Raw genomic sequence first — 5,920 nt, forward strand, 5'->3', positions numbered from 1 at the left:
ATTTGGCATATTCAAGTTTTTGTTGTGCACTGAGTGTTACTTTTGATTTTCTGGTCATAGTGATACCTTTTGGGTTTAGCTCATTTTACGCTATAAACCTGTCCAGTTTCATTAGACCATTACAGTCAGGAAAGTCACGAGATTGGTCAATGATAAACGAAGTAAATTTGAATCCTGAGAAAAAAGAAGAAATGCGGGCGGCATAAAATTTAACTTGAGGCGACAACTAACTTGAAAAACTCCGGTTCGGCTTAACCTTACTTTCTCTGTGTTGCGCGAAGCGCCTCGGTGTCCTCTGTGGTGCAAATTGTTTAAATGATTAATTCACCACAGAGGGCACAGAGCTCACAGAGGAAGAGATTAAAGAGATAAAGTTAAAGGTGCTAGGGTTTTGGAAGCCTGCGGGTTGGCTCGGTGTAAGGCTATATGTAAGCGGGGCTTTATCATGGCGAATTTTAATTATTGCTATTTATGAAATTAAATATTTCCTATAATAGTAATTATTGATTAAGTATTGATGTAACCAACTAATGTTAAAGCAACTTGTAGTCGCTAGTAGTCTAATTATTGTTAGCGGATGTGATGACAACGTTAAACCTAAGCAATCAAAGGCTGCTGTACAACCTTATCAATTAACAACACTTGAGCATTACCAGCATCAAGCTAACAACTTACTTCGCAGTATTAGAGTGCAAAAAGATGCGGCTAATTTAGAAACTCAATCTGCTGATTTAGTCGCGCTATCGCAGACTATCCTCAGTGACTTGATAGTTGATTATCCACAATGTGCTGAATACTTAAATGCGCTTATTGCTGTTGCTGATTTGCTCCCGTCATTGCCCCTAGAAGAAATTGAAAGTGGTTATCATAGCGATGGTAAGCTACCTAAGTTTGACGAGCCCATCTGTTATCACGGTAAGGATTTATTGGTTCATCCTGCGACTGTACAAGCGATTGCTCGTTCAGGATTTGTTGATCAACAAGCTTATGAATATGCGGAACTTGAGATTATTGAGGTAATTGCTCATTTTGATCAGGTTGAACAAGTATTAAAGTAAATAGCTTAAACTCAATTGCCATAAAATTGTCATACCAGCTTGCTACTTTAACTGCCTCTTAATGAAGTAATGGGTTATTGATAAGTGAGTGCTCAGCTAAGTATATTAGACAATATATTGCGAAATAGTGAAATAACGACACTGTTTCAACCCATCTTTGATATCGCTGGGCAGCAAATATTAGGTTACGAAGCATTAAGTCGCGGTCCTAAAAATTGTGCATTAGAGATGCCAAATACGCTTTTTAGTGCTGCAATTGTGCACGATAAAATCTCAGAGCTTGAGTTGCTATGCCGTTCAAAAGCGATCGAAAATTTTGTAAGGTTAAAACTACAAGGCAAATTATTCTTAAATGTAAGCCCTAAAACCTTACTGGATCCTTGTCATCCGAAAGGCGAAACATTACACCTAATTAAGCAGTTTGGTTTGGCCGCTAATAGAGTGGTGATTGAAGTTACCGAACAAGAAAAGGTCGATGATGGCTTTTTATTGCTGAAAACAATTGCTCATTATCGCCAGCTCGGTTTTTCGATTGCCATCGATGATTTAGGTGCAGGCTACTCAGGATTAAAGCAATGGTCAGAATTATGTCCTGACTATGTGAAAATTGATCGTTATTTTATTGACCATTGTGATGAAAGCGTGGTTAAAAAAGAATTTTTAAAATCAATTATAGAGTTAGCGAAAGTTACCAAAACAGCCGTGATAGCAGAGGGCATAGAGCGGGTTGAAGAACTAAGTTTACTTGAAGGGCTAGGCATTGTGAATGCGCAAGGCTTTTTGCTGGAACGACCAAGTTTAAAGCCTAGTTTAGCGTTTGACTCAGCTCAATTACAGCAATTAAGTTTTACTCCACTTACCAATCAGTTTGAGCAATCAATGGCGATAGGTTGGCTAGCAATCGAACAAGCCTCCATCGACAGTCATACCCGTTGTAAAGATGCGCATAATATTTTTGAAAAAGATAAATCGATTATCAGTCTTGCGGTTGTAGACGAAAACTTACAGCCGATAGGCTTATTACACAAAGATCAACTGACAGAAGTATTTGCGGCTCCTTATGGCCATGCTTTATACGACAAACAACCGGTTACGGCACTAATGCATAAGCAACCCTTGGTAGTTGATGAAAATCAGCTACTTGATACTGTTAGTCAGCAAATTACCGAAAATGATTTTGATATTCGCCGTCATATTGTGATCACTCGCACTGAGCAGTACTTAGGGCTCGCGCCACTGCGGGATATTTTAAAACATATTACGGAAGAGAAAATTCGTCATGCTCAGCATGCTAATCCACTTACGATGCTGCCGGGGAATGTTGCAATTAACGAAGCAATTGAGCATAGATTAAGAGCCAAACACAGCTTTGCATTAGCCTATATTGATTTAAACCACTTTAAGCAGTTCAACGATTTATATGGTTACGCCAGTGGTGATAGTGTCATCAAATTATTGGCCGATGTCACCACCCAAGCTTGTAGTAATGTGCCCAGTTTTGTTGGTCATATTGGTGGCGATGATTTTATGGTGGTCTTTGATGGTGATGATGCGGCTACAGTATGTAACAACATAATAACTGAGTTTGAGCTGAAATCTCGTGCATTCTTTACGCCAGAGCATATTGCCAGTGGTGGTTATTGGGCAACTAATCGTGAAGGTGAAAAGCAATTTGTACCTTTACTTACTTTATCGATTGGCGTTGTTGAACCCGATCTAGAGCAGTGTACTAACAGTCATCAAATTGCTGCATTGGCAACAGATGCTAAAAAAGAAGCAAAACGTTATCGCCACAGCTATCTATTTTTATGTAAACGACGTGGCCCTGCTTTGGCGGTTGTACGTTTAACTCCTGAGAAACAAGTCATATAAAATAACGTTAAGTAGGGCTGTTTTTCTTGAGTATTTATTGCTCAGCGTGTAGCTTTACTAAAACACTAGAAAATAATAAATATGACTAGGTATTTCTTTTCACTCATCTCGCTCTCGGTACTTATTGTTAGTACCGTATACAGTGCTAAAACTGCAGCAAAAGAAACGGTCACAATCGCTCAAGAACCTCGAACATTATATAAACGAGATGCATACTTAAAAGAGTTACTGCAACGTGCGCTTGATGCCGCTAATTATTCAGCCCAGTTAGAATCTGTCGTGGTACACCCTCACCAACAGCGAGCGCTCATATCCCTTGCCGATAATAGCGTTGACCTATATTGGAGTATGACCAGCCCCGAACGCGAAACCTTAGCAATACCGATAAAAGTGCCGTTATTTAAAGGTTATATTGGTAAGCGAGCCTTAGTAACTAGGCAGTCGTTTCTTAATCGCTTTGTTGATATCAAGAGCAAAGAGCAACTAAAAGGGTTTACTGCAATTCAAGGGCATGACTGGCCAGATACCAAAATATTGGCACATAATGATTTATCAGTACGGCCGTTTGCAAATTATCAAGCGATGTTTAATATCGTTTTGACCGGACGAGTTGATTACTTTCCTCGCTCCTTCATAGAAGTAAGCTCAGAGTTAAAAGAAGTTAATAAGCAAGCGCTGGTTATTGTGCCAAATTTATATATTAGCTACCCGAGTGCTTTTTATTACTTTGTGGCCAAACACAAGCCAGAACTGGCAAAAACGCTCAGCGATGGCTTAGCTATTATGCAAAAGAACGGTAGTTTTGATGAGCTATTTAATCAGTATTTTGGCGATGATTTAAAGGCCTTGCCATTTGATCCGCAGAACACTGTTGAGATCAAATTAGAGAACCCTTATTTTAATCATTAAAAAAGGAGCCTAGGCTCCTTTTAGTATCGATCTGAGTATAACTTGCTATTAGCGAAGTAACGCTTCAGTTAATACTGGGCGAATTTCACGGATCATCGCTTGTGTTAATTTCGGTGCGCCACAGATAATATTACCGCTGTGAGCGTAATTATTACCACCGGCAAAATCTACAACCATACCGCCAGCTTCTTTAACCATTAGTTCACCTGCAGCTGAGTTCCATGGTTTCAAACCAATTTCAAAGAAACCATCAACACGGCCAGCTGCCACGTATGCCATGTCTAGTGCAGAACAACCGGCACGGCGAATATCAGCAGTGTGAACAAACAATGCTTTGAATGCTTCAGTATACGCATCCATATGGTGTTTGTTTTTGAATGGGAAACCAGTGGCAAGAACAGTACCAGAAAGAACGGTAGTTTTACTTACACGAAGACGTTTGCTATTTAGCTGTGCGCCTTGACCACGAGAAGCGGTGAAAAGCTCGCCACGAATTGGATCGTAGATAACAGCTTGGTCTAGACGACCTTTAACTTTAAGTGCGATAGAAACCGCGTAATGAGGGATGCCTTTGATGAAGTTTGTAGTGCCATCAATAGGATCAACAATCCATTGGTAATCTGCATCTTTACCTACGTGCTCACCTAGCTCTTCACCAACAATAGAGTGAGTAGGGTAAGATTGTAAAATAGTGTCGCGAATTACGGCTTCGGCTTCTTTATCAATATTCGTTACTAAATCATTAGTGCCTTTTTGTTGCACTTCAACTTTTGATAAATCTTCGCCAGCGCGAAGTAAAATTTTGCCTGCGTTACGCGCAGCGCGAACCGCAATGTTTAACATTGGATGCATGGTATTACCTTTGGGTTGTAAAAGAACGTGTATATATTTCTATATATTTCAGCCGGCGTATTCTAGCGATTTTTGACACAAAGTAAACAATAAACCCCAAAAATTTTTGAGTGTTTTTTGTACTGGATTGAGTTGCAAGGTAAAAATTACAAGACAAAAGCCAGCATTGATCGTTGATACATAAAACTTCCCATATTTATTACCTAGAACCTAGAACCTAGAATCTTTGCTGCTTACAGCTTTTCTCTATGTTATAATTCGCGCAATTTTTTGGTATGAGTTAAACAGTAATGATCTTAGATGACATCCGCATTGTTTTAGTAAACACCTCGCATTCAGGTAACATCGGCTCAGCGGCGCGCGCGATGAAAACCATGGGCTTATCAAAACTGTATTTAGTTGATCCAGCGTGTGAAGTTGATAGCCACGCCAGCGCATTAGCGGCCGGTGCAACTGATGTGCTAGGTAATGCGGTAATCGTTGACACAGTTGCTGAAGCGATTGCAGGTTGTGCTCTAACTATTGGTACTAGCGCCCGTTCACGTACTTTATCGTGGCCTATGGTGGAACCACGTGAATGTGGTGAGAAGCTAGTTGCCGAAGCTGTTACTGGTCCTGTAGCATTAGTTTTTGGCCGCGAAAACAGTGGTTTAAGTAATGAAGAACTGCAACTGTGCAACTACCATGTGTGTATTCCGGCTAATCCTGAATATAGCTCGCTTAATTTAGCAATGGCTGTGCAGACCTTATGTTACGAAACGCGTATGGCATTTTTAAATCAACAACCAAAAGCCACGCCAGTAGATGATGCTGTGTATCCAAGCTCAAAACAAACCGAGTTATTTTACGAACACTTAGAACAAACCTTACTGGAAACAGGCTTTATTATTAAGCAGCATCCGGGCATGGTAATGACTAAGCTACGTCGTTTATTTAACCGTGCACGCCCAGAAGATGCAGAGCTAAATATCTTGCGCGGTATTTTAACCTCAATAAATAAGTCTACTAAATAAGCGAAAGTTATAAGACTATTTGCCGCTAATACTTGACTAAATTACTCAGGTAATTACAATGAACACAGTACTTGACTAAAACAGTCGGGTATTGAAGTTAGTTGAGGGGCTAGGAAGATATAGGCACTAGGAATAGCTTGAGTAGAATCGAGCGATATAAACTTTGTAGAACCTAGAACCTAGAACCTAGAACCTAGAACATAGGACCTAGAACCT

At 40.0% G+C, this 5,920-nt stretch carries 6 protein-coding genes; 5 read left to right on the forward strand and 1 reads right to left on the reverse strand.

Annotation, left to right across the window (positions count from 1 at the left end; all coding sequences use genetic code 11):
* The 4 genes from H5232_RS23965 to H5232_RS21905 all read left to right on the forward strand — a co-directional run.
* On the forward strand, positions 1 to 206 hold a 206-nt coding region (locus H5232_RS23965; protein WP_220496115.1), incomplete at its 5' end, for a hypothetical protein.
* A 324-nt stretch (positions 207 to 530) separates the two neighbouring features.
* Positions 531 to 1,058 (forward strand): hypothetical protein, encoded by a 528-nt coding sequence (locus tag H5232_RS21895; protein WP_182719208.1) that lies wholly within the window; start codon positions 531 to 533, stop codon positions 1,056 to 1,058.
* Positions 1,059 to 1,142: 84 nt separating this feature from the next.
* On the forward strand, positions 1,143 to 2,930 hold the full coding sequence (locus H5232_RS21900) for a bifunctional diguanylate cyclase/phosphodiesterase (RefSeq protein WP_182740447.1): 1,788 nt from the start codon (positions 1,143 to 1,145) through the stop codon (positions 2,928 to 2,930).
* An 81-nt stretch (positions 2,931 to 3,011) separates the two neighbouring features.
* Positions 3,012 to 3,839 carry an ABC transporter substrate-binding protein gene (locus tag H5232_RS21905; RefSeq protein ID WP_182740446.1) on the forward strand — a complete coding sequence of 276 codons (828 nt, stop codon included), beginning with the start codon at positions 3,012 to 3,014 and terminating at the stop codon, positions 3,837 to 3,839.
* Positions 3,840 to 3,887: 48 nt separating this feature from the next.
* Here the strand turns inward: H5232_RS21905 and suhB are convergent, their stop codons facing one another.
* Positions 3,888 to 4,691: an inositol-1-monophosphatase gene (gene suhB, locus H5232_RS21910; protein ID WP_145236520.1), complete on the reverse strand. Its 804-nt coding sequence runs from the start codon at positions 4,689 to 4,691 to the stop codon at positions 3,888 to 3,890.
* Between the two features lie 290 nt (positions 4,692 to 4,981).
* Here suhB and trmJ point away from each other — a divergent pair, with 290 nt between their 5' ends.
* Positions 4,982 to 5,704, forward strand: coding sequence for a tRNA (cytosine(32)/uridine(32)-2'-O)-methyltransferase TrmJ (trmJ, locus tag H5232_RS21915; protein WP_145236524.1), 723 nt, complete (start codon positions 4,982 to 4,984; stop codon positions 5,702 to 5,704).
* The last annotated feature ends 216 nt before the right edge of the window (positions 5,705 to 5,920 follow it).

It is taken from the genome of Pseudoalteromonas sp. SG41-5, from assembly GCF_014164495.1.
Classification (GTDB): Bacteria; Pseudomonadota; Gammaproteobacteria; order Enterobacterales; family Alteromonadaceae; genus Pseudoalteromonas; species Pseudoalteromonas rhizosphaerae.